Annotated in this window: 1 pseudogene; it reads right to left on the bottom strand. The window is 54.1% G+C overall.

The features are described 5' to 3' along the window. Nucleotides 1–166 (bottom strand): annotated as a pseudogene (locus BG74_RS11460) (cell division protein FtsZ); the annotation flags it as partial. Nucleotides 167–222: the final 56 nt, after the last annotated feature.

Here is a 222-nt window from a genome sequence, read left to right as displayed (position 1 = left end):
GGCCCACAGCCGTCTTACGCAATGCCTGCGCATCAGTATTCACCGCGAAGAAATCTACTCCTTCGATACGCTCGCGCACCATATGCTCGACCGCGTTGCCACCACCACCGCCGACACCAATGACTTTAATCACCGCGTCATTGGTTAATACCATAGGTTCAAACATAATTTCTCTCCGTTTTGTACCTGTCGCTTCGGAATCGGCCGCCTGCACAAGCCGGG

This window comes from Sodalis-like endosymbiont of Proechinophthirus fluctus (assembly GCF_001602625.1).
Lineage (GTDB): Bacteria > Pseudomonadota > Gammaproteobacteria > Enterobacterales > Enterobacteriaceae.
Note: the sequence above shows the minus strand (reverse complement) of the source record. Positions and strands in the feature narration are given on the sequence as shown.